At 70.7% G+C, this 13,974-nt stretch carries 8 protein-coding genes; 4 read left to right on the top strand and 4 right to left on the bottom strand.

All coding sequences use genetic code 11. The features are described from left to right. Positions 1–38: 38 nt before the first annotated feature. A complete protein-coding gene (locus AB0I69_RS45090; protein ID WP_363101655.1) occupies positions 39–710 on the bottom strand; it encodes a pyridoxal 5'-phosphate synthase in 672 nt (223 codons plus the stop codon). Positions 711–879: 169 nt separating this feature from the next. On the opposite strand from AB0I69_RS45090, the gene AB0I69_RS45085 reads away from it, so the two are divergent. Beyond that, complete coding sequence (locus AB0I69_RS45085) at positions 880–3,777, top strand: AAA family ATPase (protein WP_363101654.1); 2,898 nt, start codon at positions 880–882, stop codon at positions 3,775–3,777. A gap of 126 nt (positions 3,778–3,903) precedes the next feature. Continuing rightward, positions 3,904–4,401, top strand: a complete 498-nt coding sequence (locus AB0I69_RS45080; protein WP_363101653.1) for a hypothetical protein — start codon at positions 3,904–3,906, stop codon at positions 4,399–4,401. Positions 4,402–4,408: 7 nt separating this feature from the next. On the opposite strand, the gene AB0I69_RS45075 is transcribed toward AB0I69_RS45080, so the two are convergent. Next, positions 4,409–6,379, bottom strand: a complete 1,971-nt coding sequence (locus AB0I69_RS45075) for a peptidoglycan recognition family protein (RefSeq protein ID WP_363101652.1) — start codon at positions 6,377–6,379, stop codon at positions 4,409–4,411. A gap of 312 nt (positions 6,380–6,691) precedes the next feature. Further along, entirely contained in the window at positions 6,692–7,837 is a 1,146-nt protein-coding gene (locus tag AB0I69_RS45070) for an aminoglycoside phosphotransferase family protein (RefSeq protein ID WP_363101651.1), read from the bottom strand. A gap of 243 nt (positions 7,838–8,080) precedes the next feature. Between AB0I69_RS45070 and AB0I69_RS45065 the strand changes: the two genes are divergently transcribed. Beyond that, positions 8,081–9,589, top strand: a complete 1,509-nt coding sequence (locus AB0I69_RS45065; protein ID WP_363101650.1) for a hypothetical protein — start codon at positions 8,081–8,083, stop codon at positions 9,587–9,589. Positions 9,590–9,613: 24 nt separating this feature from the next. On the opposite strand, the gene AB0I69_RS45060 is transcribed toward AB0I69_RS45065, so the two are convergent. Beyond that, on the bottom strand, positions 9,614–11,041 hold the full coding sequence (locus AB0I69_RS45060) for a SpoIIE family protein phosphatase (RefSeq protein WP_363101649.1): 1,428 nt from the start codon (positions 11,039–11,041) through the stop codon (positions 9,614–9,616). Positions 11,042–11,579: 538 nt separating this feature from the next. Between AB0I69_RS45060 and AB0I69_RS45055 the strand changes: the two genes are divergently transcribed. Then, on the top strand, positions 11,580–13,853 hold the full coding sequence (locus tag AB0I69_RS45055; protein WP_363101648.1) for a M4 family metallopeptidase: 2,274 nt from the start codon (positions 11,580–11,582) through the stop codon (positions 13,851–13,853). The last annotated feature ends 121 nt before the right edge of the window (positions 13,854–13,974 follow it).

Here is a 13,974-nt window from a genome sequence, read left to right as displayed (position 1 = left end):
GCCGCGCGAAGTGCCGGACCGTGAAGGCGCGTTGCCCATCACGGCCACAGCAACTGCTTGCGCCAGCCCTCTCGCTCTCCCTCTCCCTCTCCCTCGCGGACGTACACGAGCCGTGTGTGCCGTCGTTCCTTGTCGCCCTGCCAGAACTCGACCGACTCCGGGCGCACGGTGTGCAGCGTCCAGCCCGGCGCGACGAGGTCCGGCTCGTCCTTGAGCCGCTCCAGCGATTCCTTGATGGCGGCATCCCGTTCGGCGAGATCCGCGAGCGGCTGCGACTGGCGGCCGAGGAGTGCCTCCGCGCGGGCGCCGGTGCTCCGCGCCAGGAAGTCCGCCGCGCTCTCCTTCGGGCCCGCCGCCACGACGGGACCGCGCACCCGGACCTGGCGGGCGAGCGGCGACCAGTAGAACGTCAGTGCCGCGAAGGGCCGTTGGGCGAGATCGCGGGCCTTGACGCTGCCGCCGTCCGACGCGAACCGCCAGCCGTCGGGCCCAATGCCCTTGAGGATCAGGGTCCGTGCCGTCGGGTTCCCGTCGGCGCCGGCCGTCGAGACCGTCATCGCGTGCGGCTCGCGCACACCGGCGTCCAGCGCCCCGAGCAGCCACTCCGTGAACAACTCGGACGGTGTGTCCGGAGCGGCCAAAGGGTCGAAAACCGGCAGTTCACCCGCGAAGACCTCCAGGTCACGCAGTACCTGCCGCAACTCCTCCATGGACTTTCCCCTCCCAGCCCGAATCACCGACGACTCAGGAAAACCGGCCAGTACGCCTTCGCCGACTACCGGGTCGCTGCACCCTGGGGAAGCGTACGCTGAGGTCCCTGTAGCTCACGGTGCGCGTTCGCTCCCCGCGCGGGCGCACCACCGTGGCAGGGGGTATGGCATGGGGCAGCGGAGCGCACGCAGCAGAAGGACACTTTTCGAACGGGAGAGTGAACTCGCCGCTGTCGACGACGCGTTGGGCGAGCTCACCGGCCTGCGTACGGACGGTGCCGAGCCGGGCCAGCGGCCTCGCGGTGCCCTGCTCGCCTTCGCGGGACGAGCCGGCATCGGCAAGACCACCCTTCTCACCGAGGTGCGCCGCCGTGCCGCCGCACAGGGTTGCACCGTGCTGTCCGCGCGGGGCGGCGACCAGGAACAGCGCGTCGCCTTCCACGTCGCCCGCCAGCTGCTGCAGCCGCAGTTCGCCGGCTCGGCCGACGCCGATCTCCGTGCCTCGCTGGGCAGTTGGTACGACATCGTCGGCCCCGCTCTCGGCCTGTGCGCGCCCACCCAGGGTTCCCCGCCCGACCAGCAGGGCCTGCGCGACGGCCTCGACTGGGTGCTCACCCACCTCGCGGTGAAGCGGGCCCCGATGGTCCTCGTCCTCGACGACGCGCACTGGGCCGACCCCGAATCCCTGGGCTGGCTGGCCGCGTTCGCACCCCGCGCCGAACAACTCCCGCTGCTGGTCGTCGTCGCCTACCGCCCCGATGAACTCCCCGACCACGCCGAGTCGTTCAGGGGACTGCCCGGCCGGGCCGGCGGACGCCCCCTCGACCTGGAACCGCTCAGCGCCGTCGCCGTGGCCGACCTGGTGCGGGAGACCCTCGGCGAGCACGCCGACGACGCGTTCTGCCGCGAGTGCTGGGCCGTCACCGCAGGGAACCCGTTCGAGACCGTGGAACTCACCGCCAAGGTCCACGACCGGGGCCTGAACCCCACCGAGGCCGGGGCCTACCTGCTGCGCGACCTCGCCGCCGCCGTCAAGGGCAGCGGCCTCGTCATCCGCCTCGAACGCCTCGGCACCTCGACCGTCCGATTCGCCTGGGCCTGCGCGGTCCTCGGCACCGAGACCCACCCGATGCTCGCCGCCGCCGTCGCCGGACTCGGCCACGAGGAGGCCGCCGACGCGGCCGACGCGTTGCGCGACGCCCGTATCCTCACCAGCACGCCGACCGCCGAGGGCACGCTCGAATTCGTCCACCCGCTCATCGCGACCGCCGTCTACCGGGCCATCCCCGCAGGCGTCCGCGTGGCCCTGCACGGCCAGGCCGCCTGGTGCGTCATCAACGACGGACAGGGCCCCTCCGTCGCCGCCCGCCACCTCATGGAGACCCACCCCGACGGCGACAACTGGGTCGTCCAGCAACTCCGCGCCGCCGCCGGTGAAACCCTGCGGGCCGGCGCGCCCGACGCGGCCCGCAGCTATCTCGCCCGCGCCCTGCGCGAACCCCCGCCCTTCGATGACCGGGCCGCCGTCCTGTACGAACTGGGCAGCGCCTCCCTGCTCACCGAACCGGCGACCACCGTCAACCATCTGCGGGCCGCCCTCGAAGAACCGATCAGCGACGCCGGCCTGCGGCAGAACATCGTCTATCGCCTGTCCCAGGTCCTCGCCCACAGCGACCGCCTCGCCGAGGCCTCCGACACGCTCGCCCGCGAGATCCACGTCACCGGCGACGCCCGGGTCAAACTGCGCATGCTCTCCGAGCAGTTCATGTGGGACGCGTTCCGCGCCGACGAACCCGACCACCCCTCGCGCTCCCGCCGCCTCACCAAACTCGCCGACCGCCTCAAGGGCCGCGACCTCACCGAGCGGTACATCATCGGCCTGCGGACCTGGGACGCCGTACTCCGTGGTGAACCCGCACATGTGGCCCTGCACCATGCCGAACGCGCATTGAGTGGTGGCCTCGGCTGGGCGGAGGCCGACCGCGGCTTCGAGGTGCCCGTGCTGGTCGCCCTCGCCTTCATGTACTGCGACCGACCGGGCCGTGCGGAGGAACTGTTCGCCACCGGCATCGCCGACTTCGAGCAGCAGGGCTGGCGCGGCGCCCACCTGTCGTTCGGCTACACCTTCCTCGGCTACCTCCGCTACCGGCGCGGCCGGCTGGCGGAGGCCGAGGACTTCGCCCGCGCGGGCCTGCGCCTCGCCGAACGGGTCGGGCCCGGCACCCCGGTCTACTGGTACGGCACCGGCATCCTCATCGAGGTCCTGCTCGCCCGCGGCCGGGTCGCCGAGGCCACCCAGCTCGCCGAGGACCACGCCTTCGCGGAGCCCTTCCCGGCCGCCGTCGTCTTCCCGGACGCCCAGACCGTGTACGGCGAACTCCTGCTGGCCCGCGGCCTCACCAAGGACGCGGCCGAGGAACTGGCCTCCGCGGGCCGCCGCCTCGACCCGCGCGGCATCCGCAACCCCGCCTGGTGCCCCTGGCAGCTCCACCTCGCCCGCGCCGAGAGCCACGACACCCCCGAGCGCGCCGTCGCCACCGCCCACGAAGCGGTCGCCCGCGCCCGCCAGTTCGGCACCCCGTCCGCCATCGGCCAGGCCCTGCGCATCGCCGCCGAGGTCTCCTCCGGCTCGGCCCGCGCCAAGCTCCTGGAGGAGTCCGTCGCCCACCTGGAACGCTCCCCGGCCGCCTACGAACTGGCCTGCGCCCTGGTCGCCCTGGGCACCGAACTCCGCCGCACCGGCCGGGCCAGGGAAGCCGGCGACTACCTCTACCGAGGCCTCGACGCAGCTGTCCAGTGCGGCGCCGACGGCCTGGCGGACACGACCCGCGCCGAACTCGCCGCGGCAGGCCTACGCCCCCGCCGCCTCCACAGCACCGAAACAGACACCCTCACGACCCAGGAACGCGCCGCCGCAACCCTGGCCGCCCACGGCAGCACCGAGCACGAGATCGCCGTAGACCTCGACACGGACGAACAAACGGCAGTACGCCTACTCTCAGCGGCCTACAGAAAACTGGGCACAGACCGCACAGGCCTAGAAACGGCACTGATCAAACCAGCGTAAGGCCGAGTTCCCCAGGGGCGCGGGGAACTGCGCGACCAGCCCCCACGAACCCGCACCCGAAAGACGAACCGCACCCGGCACATGACCACGGCCCCATCGCCGAACGGCACCCCGTACCATTGCGACATGTCGTTCCTCCGCCGCCGCAGCGCCACCCCCGCCGGCCCCGAATTCGATGTGCTGGCCATGGACCCGGGCGACTGGCCCGGTAACCTCGGCGCGGGCCTGCTGCCCGCTCCCGACGGCAGCTGCCAGGGTGTCTTCCTGCGCTACGACCTGTTCGGCGGCCGGGGCCCCGCGATGGTCATCGGCAATCTGCCGGAGGGCTCCCCGGCCCGTGACATCGCCGAGGACGAGGTCCCGTTCGAGGTCGCCCAACTGCTCCTCGCGCTGGAGAACGACGAGGAGGTGACCGTCGTGGACACCGAGGACATGCCGGTGATGCAGGGCGACAACCTGCTGATCGTGCGCCGCCTCAAGCTCTCCGAGAGCCGGATCTCCTGCGTCCAGTTCGACCGCAGCGACAATGTGCTGGTCACCATCGCCGCCTGGGACCGCCCCATCACCGACGACCTCTACGCCCTGCTGAAACCGCTCCCGGCGGAACTGTTCCAACAGGGCTGAGGCACGGCTACCGGCCCGACCGCTCCACCGTCACGTCCGCGGCCCGCACGAACTCCACGCGGTGGCCGTACTGGATCTCGTAGTAGAGATCCTGTCCTACGACGACCTTGTGCGAGTCGGTGGTGAAGGTGACCGCGTAGTAGTACTCACCGGGCACCTTGTCACCGACCACGTACTTCTGGCCCTTGAGCAGCTTGTACGGCAGTGGAGACATCGCCTGGACGGGCACTCCCGTCGGATAGGCCGAGGCCTCCGGGTAGGCGCGGCCGTACACCGGGACGCTGTCCGCACCCTCCTTCGGTGTCACCACCAGACCGGCCGCCTTCACCGCGGTCGGGTGCTTCTTCGGGTTCTCGAACCAGGCCTCCTGGCCCAGGTACCAGATCGCCGTCCAGTCGCCGGAGCGGTCGGCCACCGCGTACTGCTGCCCGGTCGACACGCGTGAGGAGAGGTCGTTGACCCCGGTGGTCGGCGTCGTGCCGAGGCCGATGTCCTTGATCAGGGGGTAGGTCTCGCCGGGCCCGGAGTACAGCCGGACCTCGCTCGACCCGTGCACGGCGCACGGCACGCCCTTGGTCACGCAGCCCGTGTACACCGGCTGGTTGGTGGCGTAGTCGGGGCGGATCGTCACCAGGCCGCCGCTCTTCCTGGCGGTCTGCTTGAAGGGGTGGCCGAGCAGGTCGAAGTAGTGCGCCCAGTCCCAGTACGGGCCCGGGTCCGTGTGCATCCCGGGGATCGTGGACGTGGTCGGACCCGGCACGGTGTCGTGGCCGAGGATGTGCTGCCGGTCCAGGGGGATGCCGTACTTCCTGGTCAGGTACTTCACCAGGCGCGCCGAGGAGCGGTACATCGCCTCCGTGTACCAGGCGTCCGGCGCGGCGAGGAAGCCCTCGTGCTCGATGCCGATCGACTTGGCGTTGATGTACCAGTTGCCCGCGTGCCAGGCCACGTCCTTGGCCTTCACATGCTGGGCGATGAGACCGTCGGTGGAGCGGATCGTGTAGTTCCAGGACACATAGGTGGGGTCCTGGACGAGGTTCAGGACGCCCTCCCACTGGCCTTCCGTGTCATGGACGACGATGTACTTGATGCTCTGCGACGCGGGCCGGTCACCGAGGTCGTGGTTGCCGTAGTCGTTGTCCCCGAACTGGGAGTACGGGGCCGGGATCCACTCGCAGGACACCTTCTTGGGGCACTCCGTGCCGTCGGCCGAGACCGTGCGCAGGCCCGTCTGCTTCAACTGCGCGGTGTCGGGCGCGAGGTCCGGCTGAGCGGCCAGGGCGACCAGCTGCCCGGCGTCCGTGGTGCGCTCCTCGCCGGTGTGGATCACGTCGTAGACATCGTTGGCATACGCCGCCGCGGTCGCCGTGTCGTCCGCGCCGGAGAAGCGGGCGATCGCGCCGTACCAGTCGGCCGGGTCCGCGCTCAGCGGCTTGCCCAGGTCCTGCTGCGCGTCGGCGAGCAGCGCGGCGCCGCCGTCCACATTCGCGGTCTCGTCGGTACGCAGGTCCGCCGCCGGAAGTCCGGTCAGCTCGGCCGCCTTCGTCAACGTCTTGAGCCTGGCCGGGAGTTGGGAGTCCGCCGGGATCTGCGCGGTCGGGTGCAGGGCCGTGCGGGCGCTGTCGCCGCGGGCGTCCTCGGTGCCCTCGCTGAGGTGCTCCGTCGCGGCGAGTGCGGTGCGCGCGTCCGTGAGGTGCATCGGGCCGTAGCCGCCGGTCACGCTGGGCGCTCCGCCGTGGGTGTCCCAGCGGGACTGGAGGTAGGAGACGGCCAGCAGCACCGTCTGCGGCACGTGGTACTCGGCGGACGCCGACGCGAACGCCCGCTGGAGGGTGGCGGTGGAGGAGTCGGTCGCGCTGTCCGACGGGGCCGCGCCCAGCAGGGGCAGCAGCAGGGCGGCGGTGGCGAGCGCACCCGCGGATCTTCGCGTGCGTCTGTGTCCGGGAGAGCGGTTCGGGTCGGTCGAGGATCCTCGCAATGCAGCCTCCTGGGACGGTGGGACGTGATGAACCGTGCGGGGCCGGGCGTGCGTCAGTGGTACCGGCTGGCCGACGATCCGTCAATCATGCCCAGAGGAAGGCGATTTCCCATGTCAACGGGGGATGCGAGGAGTTTCGTGGCGGTGGTGTTCGGGCCTGCGGGGCGTCAGTGGAGTACACCAATGGGGGAGTGCGGCGAGGCCCGGGCATTCCTGTGTGGGCCGGAGACATAGAGGTCGGCCATATGTGGGCCGGACACACGAAGGTCCGCGGTGCGCCGCTGCAGGGCGCACCGCGGACCTTCGTCCCCGTCAGCGAGTGCCGACCGCCGCACGCACGGCCCGTCGGGCCAACTGGCAGTCGTCGTGCAGCCGCCTCAGCAGCAGCCGCTGTTCCTCGCCGGACGGCGCAGCACCCGGGTGGGCCACCACTCCCGGTGCCGCCGGGGTCGTGTCGTGCATCGAACGCTGCACGGCCATCTCGTAGGTACGGATCTCCCGGGTCAGCACCAGCATCAGGTTCACCAGGAACGCGTCACGCGAGGCCGGTCCCGCCGACTGCGCGATCTGACTGATCTGCCGCCGGGCCACCGGCGCGTCCCCGAGGACCGCCCACAGTGTCGCCAGGTCGTAGCCCGGCAGATACCAGCCCGCGTGCTCCCAGTCCACCAGCACTGGACCGGCCGGTGAGAGGAGGATGTTGGACAGCAGGGCGTCGCCGTGACAGAACTGGCCCATCCCGCCGCGGCCCGCCGAGTGCGCGATGCCGTGCAGCAGCTTCTGCAGGTCTCCCATGTCCCGGTCGGTGAGCAGCCCCAGCTCGTGAAAGCGGGAGATACGGGCCGCGTAGTCCAGCGGGGCGTCGAAGGTGCCGGCCGGCGGACGCCAGGCGTTCAGTCGGCAGATCGCGCCGAGCGCCGCCCTGATGTCCGCCCGCGGCGGGGCCTCCGCCGGGTGCCGGTGCAGCGCCGCCACCCGGCCGGGCATCCGCTCGATGACGAGCGTGCAGTTGTCCGGATCCGCCGCGATCAGCCGCGGCACCCGCACCGGCGGGCGGTGCCGGACGAACGAGCGGTACGCCGCTATCTCGTGCCGGATCCGCTCGGCCCACGCGGGGGAGTGGTCCAGTAAACACTTCGCAACGGCCGTGCTGCGTCCGGTCGTTCCGACCAGGAGCACGGAACGCCCGTTGCGGCGTAGCACCTGCACCGGAGCGAACTCCGGACAGATCCGGTGCACCGACGCGATCGCCGTACGCAGCTGGGCGCCCTGAGGGCCGGACAAGTCGAGTCTCCCGCTGAGCGGTTGGGTGCCGAGCCCCGGAACGCGCCGCGGCCTGCCCGCACCGAGCACGGGGCCGGCCGCCGGGCGCGCCGGGTCGAGGTAGGGGCCGCCGGCGCCCGGACGGGGGTGCAGCGACCGGGGCGGGGCGGACACGGAGGACGATGCTGTGTACATGGGAGATACAGATCCCTTCGTGTGCCTGCAGTGCCTGTCCAAGCAAGCGCGCTACCCGGCCCGGTCCCACGGGTGCACCCTGGGGAATGTCCCTCGGTGACCGGGTCGGGGTGGCGCGTTCCTACCTGACACCAGATGCGCAGTGGCACACCATCTGGCGCACCCTGGCGAACCCTGGCGAATAGTCGCCCGGCAACCCGCACCGGGCTATGTTCAAGTCAGCCGAGAACCTGGGGGCTTGATGTGAACGGACAACCCAACTCCCGTCTCTCGGACCTGTTCGGCCTCGCCGGCTGGTCCAAGGGCGAACTCGCGCGGTTGGTCAACAGACAGGCGGCGGCCATGGGCCACCCCCAGCTGTCGACCGACACCTCGCGGGTACGGCGGTGGATCGACACGGGAGAGATCCCGCGCGATCCGGTGCCACGGGTGCTGGCGGCTCTGTTCACCGAGCGTCTCGGCCGTGTCGTGACCATCGAGGACCTCGGTCTGGTCCGGCACGGGCGTGCGGGGAAACGGCCCGACGACGGGAGTGTGGAACATCCCGACGGTGTGCCGTGGGCGCCCGAACGGACTGCTGCGGTCCTCACCGAATTCACGGGAATGGACCTCATGCTCAACCGACGCGGCCTGGTGGGCGCGGGCGCCGCGCTCGCCGCAGGCTCCGCACTCAGCAGCGCCATGTACGACTGGCTGCACTCCGATCCGACTCTTTCCGCCGACGCTCCCCGATTCGACGATCCCCTGCATGCCGACCCCGCTGGGTTCGACCGCTACGAGGCCGCCCCCATCGGGTTTCAGGAGATCGAGGAACTGGAGGCTTCCGTCGAGGTGTTCCGAGCCTGGGACGCGGCCCGCGGCGGCGGGCTGCAGCGCAAGGCTGTGGTGGGACAGCTCAACGAGGTGGGCGGCATGCTCGCCTACCGCCACCCCGACCATCTGCAGCGGCGCCTGTGGGGCGTCGCCGCCAATCTCGCCGTACTCGCGGGCTGGATGTCGCACGACGTCGGCCTGGAGCCCACGGCCCAGAAGTACTTCGTCATCGCCGCCCACGCGGCCCGTGAGGGCGGCGACCGGCCCCGCGCCGGGGAGGCGCTCTCACGGGCGGCTCGCCAGATGGTGCACCTGGGCCGGCCCGACGACGCACTCGATCTCATGAAGCTCGCCAAGACCGGTTCCGGTGACGAGGTGCTGCCGCGCACCCGGGCGATGCTCTACACCATCGAGGCCTGGGCACAGGCGTCGATGGGCAAGGGCCAGGCCATGCGCCGCACCCTCGGACAGGCGGAGGACCTCTTCGTCTCCGACCGCAGCGACGTACCGTCACCGAGCTGGATGCAGACGTTCAAGGAGGAGGACCTCTACGGCATGCAGGCCCTGGCCTACCGCACGCTGGCCGAGTACGAGCCGGGAGCGGCCGTGCACGCCCAGTACTTCGCGGAGAAGGCCCTGGCACTGCGGGTCGACGGACGGCAGCGGTCGAAGATCTTCGACTTCCTGTCGATGGCCTCGGCCTGCTTCATCGCCGACGACCCCGAACAGGCGGACAGGTACGCGCGGTTGGCCCTGGTGTCGATGGGATCGAACTCCTCCCACCGCACCTGGGACCGGTTGCGCGAGATGTACCGGCTCACCGCCCAGTACGCCGGCTATCCGAAGATCCACGAACTCCGGGAGGAGATCAAACTCGCCCTGCCGAAGACACAGTCGAGGAACCCGAGGGCCAGGGGCGGCAACAGCGCGCAGGCATAAGGGGTTTGTGCCGCTGATTCGCTCTCAGGTCGTCCTGGCGACGAGCACGCAGGCGTCGTCCGCGCGCTCGGTGTCGCCGAACTCCTCCACGACCATCCGTACACAGTCCTGTGCGGTGCGCGCCTCGCCGAACCGGGGGGCCAGGTCCAGGAGTTGGTGCACGGCGGACGCTCCACTGTGCCCGGGCACCAGTCCGTCCGTGTGCAGCAGGAGTACGTCGCCGGCTTCGAGGGTCTCCTCGGCCTGTCCGTAGGTCGCTCCCGAGGTGGCGCCGAGCAGGACGCCGTCCGGTGCGCTCAGCACGCGCCCCGTCCCGTCGCGGAACAGCAGCGGGGCGGGGTGTCCTGCCTGCGCCCAGGCCAGGGTGCGGGTCTCGGGCCGGTAGCGGCAGCACACCGCGCTGCCCAGGGCCGGTTGCACGGTGGCGTCCAGTAACTGGTTGAGCCAGGACATCAGTTGGCCGGGCTCGGTGCCCGCCATCGCCATGCCGCGCAGGGCACCGAGCAGCATCGCCATGCCCGAGGTCACGGCGACACCGTGTCCGGTGAGGTCGCCGACGCTCAACAGCGTTGCGCCGTCGGAGAGTTGGAGCGCGTCGTACCAGTCGCCGCCGATCAGCGCGCTCGTCGACGAGGGCAGATAGCGGGCGGCCAGGTCCAGTGTCTCCGGCCCCTGGTGCGGGAGCCGCAGGGAACCGCGCCACGGCGGCAGCACGGCCTCCTGCAGCTCGACCGCGAGCCGGCGCTCGGTCTGCGCGTGGTGCCGGTGACGCTGCAGCGAGTCACGGGTCTCGCTCACCGTCCGCTGGCTGCGGCGCAGTTCGCTGACGTCCCGCAGCACGGCCCACATCGAGGCGGTGCCGCCGTCGGCGTCGAGCACGGGCTCGCCCATCATGTGCACGGTCCGTACGGCGCCGTCGGGCCGTACGATGCGGAACTCGCCGTCGATGGGCTTGGCGTCGACCAGGCAGTCCGTGACCATCGCCGTCAGCCCGGGCCGGTCCTCGTCGAGGATCAGGGACGGCAGTTCGTCGAGGGTGAGCGGCGGAGCGGCCGGATCGCGGCCGAGGATCTGGTACAGCTCCCCGGACCAACTGGCCTCGTCCGTCAGTAGATTCCACTCGGCGCTGCCGACCCGGCTGAGGAGCGAGTCCTGTCGAGGCGCGTCCGATACGGCAGTTGGGGCGAGCGGCGCGTCGACGGTCGCCGGCACAGGTGGTGGCCCGTCCCGCAACTGGGCCAAGTGCTCGTCGAGGTCGTTGAGTTGATGCAGCGCCAGATCGCACAGCGCGCGCTGCCACCGCTCCTGCGGGTCCGAACCGTCCTGCTGCGCGTCCCGTCGTACGGCGTCCACGTCGCCCATGAGCCGCCGGGCCTGCGATATCAGCGCGTCGACCGAGCCGCGCGCGGGCGGCTGGGCGGCTGGGCGGTCCGCAGAGAGATGGGACGGCATGACGCACTCCGATGCGGGGACGGTTCGACCAAGGCGGATGGAGGGACCGGTTACGACTGTCGCACAGCCTGCGACGCCCTGTAAGGGATTTGGCAACACACGATCCGGTGGTGCTTCTGGCATATGCCAGCGTCTTCGCGGGCGGCTGGTGCCGTGCTCGTGGCGTAGCTGGCCTGGTAGGGCAAGTCGTAGACGCCGTACGCGAGTTGAGGGATTGATTACCCCTCAGGCCCGTCATTCAATCACCTGTTCGACGGCCTGATGTTCCCGCGTGGCGCCGGCGCCCGGCGTGAGGCCGAAAAGTGTCGCTCAAGCGAGTGATCCGCAGTACGCAACAGTCATTTTGAGCCGTTGCCTTGTTATAGCCATGACAATTCTGTGGACGTGATGCCACGCTGCTGAGCACCACGCTCACCGAGCGTTCACTTCCTCCTCACCCTTCCTCCTCGCACCCGCGCGCCGCCGGACGGCCGTATCCCGGCCCGACCCGCTCTCCAGGACTCCACCGAGTCCGAACACCCCACATAAGGAGAACGCCTTGACCCGGCATGACCGTTATCCGCACCACCCCAGATACACCGCCGCCCTGGTACTCACCGCGGTAGGCACCCTGCTGGCGGCCGGTATGCAGACCGGCGCCGCCTCCGCCGTCCCCGGCGGCAGTCACGGCCAGGCGAAGATCCTGGCCACCCCCCGGGCCGGAGCGGCCCCGGCCGCGCTGTCGCCGGCGAAGCACGCCGCCCTCCTCAAGAACGCGGGCGCGGCCGTGCGGAGCACGGCGAAGACCCTCGGCCTCGGGGCCAAGGAGAAGCTCGTCGTCAAGGACGTCACGCAGGACGCCGACGGCACGACCCACACCCGCTACGAGCGGACGTACGCCGGACTGCCCGTCCTCGGCGGCGACCTGGTCGTCCACGCCAAGAGCGGCCGCCTCACGGTCACGAAGGCCGCGAAGGCCGACCTGAGCCTGCCGGACATCACCCCGAACGTGACGTCGGCGACGGTGAAGACGAAGGCGCTCGCGGCAGCGTCCAAGGCGGGCGGCGAGAAGGCCGAGCTCGACGGCGCCCCGCGGCTCGTCGTCTGGGCCGCCGGAGCCAAGCCCGTCCTCGCCTGGGAGGCCGTGGTCGGCGGCTTCCAGGACGACGGCACGCCCAGCGAGCTCCACGTGATCACCGACGCCGACTCGGGCAAGGCCGTCTTCCAGTACCAGGGCGTCGAAACGGGCACCGGCACCGGCCAGTTCAACGGAACGGTCCCGCTCGGCACCACGCTCTCCGGCTCGACGTACCAACTCGTCGACGGCGACCGCGCCGGACACCGCACCTACGACCTGAACCAGGGCACCTCCGGCACCGGCACCCTCTTCACCGATGACAACGATGTCTGGGGTGACGGAACCCAGGCCAACCGCCAGACCGCGGGCGTGGACGTCGCGTTCGGCGCGTCGGCGACCTGGGACTACTACAAGGACGTCTTCGGCCGCAACGGCATACGCAACGACGGAGTCGCCGCCTACAGCAGGGCCCACTACGGCAACAACTACGTCAACGCGTTCTGGGACGACACCTGCTTCTGCATGACCTACGGCGACGGCTCGGGCAACACGCACCCGCTGACCGCGCTGGACGTGGCCGCTCACGAGATGACCCACGGCGTCACCTCCGCGACCGCCGGCCTCACCTACTCCGGGGAGTCGGGCGGCCTCAACGAGGCCACCTCGGACATCTTCGCCGCCGCGGTGGAGTTCCACGCCAACCTGCCCGCCGACGTCCCCGACTACATGGTCGGCGAGAAGATCGACATCAACGGCAACGGCACACCGCTGCGTTACATGGACAAGCCCTCCAAGGACGGTGCGTCCCGCGACTACTGGAGCTCGACGCTCGGCAGTGTCGACGTCCACTACTCCTCGGGTCCGGCGAACCACCTCTTCTACCTGCTGTCCGAGGGCAGCGGCGCGAAGACCGTCAACGGGGTCGCCTACGACAGTCCCACCTACGACGGCGTACCCGTCGCCGGGATCGGCATCGACAACGCCCAGAAGGTCTGGTACCGGGCGCTCACCACGTACATGACTTCGTCCACCAACTACGCGGGCGCCCGCACCGCGACACTGCAGGCCGCCGCGGACCTCTTCGGCGCCTACAGCCCCACGTACCTCGCCGTGGCCGACGCGTGGGCCGCGATCAACGTCGGCAACCGGATCGCACTCGGCGTCAACGTGGCCCCGGTAGCCGCCCAGATCAGCGGAGTCGGCCAGGCCGTGTCCCTGCAGACGGACGCGTACACCACCAACTCCGGTGCGGGCCTGACCTATTCGGCCACCGGACTGCCGGACGGACTGACCATCAGCAGTACCGGCCTGATCTCCGGCATCCCGACCACCCTCGGGAGCAGTGACGTCACGGTGACCGTCACCGACGACACGGGTGCGACCGCCACCGTCGCCTTCACCTGGCGGGTCGCCAACATCTACGCGAGCGCCACCCACGTCGACATCCCCGACAACGCCGCCGCCGTGGAGTCCCCGATCACGGTCACCGGCCGCGACGGCAACGCGTCGGCCACCACCCAGGTCTACGTCAAGATCGTCCACACCTACCGGGGCGACCTGACCGTCGACCTCGTGGGCCCGAACGGAACCGTCTACTCCCTGCTGAACCGCTCCGGCGGCTCCGCCGACAACGTCGACCAGACCTTCACCGTCGACGCCTCCGCCCAACCCGTCAACGGCACCTGGAAGTTGAGGGTGCAGGACCACGCGGCGATCGACGTCGGCTACATCGAGCAGTGGCAGCTGACTCCCTGAACCGGCCGGGTCGGCCCCGATTTCGGGGCCACGTGGCCGAAGTACCGCTTCACGGAGGAGTGCAGGATCCAGATCGTGCCGAGCGCGGCGGCGACCTCCGGCAGCATCATCTGCCAGGTGC

Source organism: Streptomyces sp. NPDC050508 (genome assembly GCF_040655155.1).
Classification (GTDB): Bacteria; Actinomycetota; Actinomycetes; order Streptomycetales; family Streptomycetaceae; genus Streptomyces.
The sequence above is the reverse complement of the archived record's forward strand: the minus strand, read 5'-3'. Positions and strand labels throughout refer to the sequence as shown.